We start from the raw sequence: 524 nt of genomic DNA, 5'->3' as shown, positions 1-524 counted from the left end.
ATTGTTTTTTGTTTTGTTATAAAGGTTTAAGGAAATAGCATGCAACTCAATAAACTGCTCAAGGGTTTGGCCATCGCACTGCCACTGTTCACCCTGGCCGCTTGTAGTTCTTCTTCTGATTCCGACGCCGCTGGCGCTGAATCAGGTATGACCGACGGCATGGGCGGTGTACAAACCGGCGGCGCCAACGGCATGTTGTCCCCGGAAGAGCAGATGCGTCAGAAGTTCGAAGCACTGCAGCGTGACAACGTGATCTACTTCCCGTTCGACGGTTACGATATCCAGGGTCAGTACGCTGATCTGCTGGATGCCCACGCCAGCTACCTGCGCGAGCGCCCGAGCGTTAAAGTCCTGATCGAAGGTCACGCCGATGAGCGCGGTACTCCGGAGTACAACATCGCCCTGGGCGAGCGTCGTGCCAAGGCTGTTGCCAAGTATCTGCAAACCCTGGGTGTGCAGGCCGAGCAGCTCTCCATCGTCAGCTATGGCGAAGAGAAGCCGCTGGATCTGTCCCACACCGAGGA

Annotated in this window: 1 protein-coding gene; it reads left to right on the top strand. The window is 56.3% G+C overall.

The annotated features are described in order from the left end of the window. Window positions 1–39 precede the first annotated feature (39 nt). Window positions 40–524: OmpA family protein (locus G5358_RS21590; protein ID WP_421324940.1), on the top strand; the 485-nt coding region annotated here is incomplete at its 3' end.

Origin of the sequence: Aeromonas sp. 604176, from assembly GCF_049170755.1 — a bacterium.
Taxonomy (GTDB): domain Bacteria; phylum Pseudomonadota; class Gammaproteobacteria; order Enterobacterales; family Aeromonadaceae; genus Aeromonas; species Aeromonas veronii_A.
Note: the sequence above shows the minus strand (reverse complement) of the source record. Positions and strands in the feature narration are given on the sequence as shown.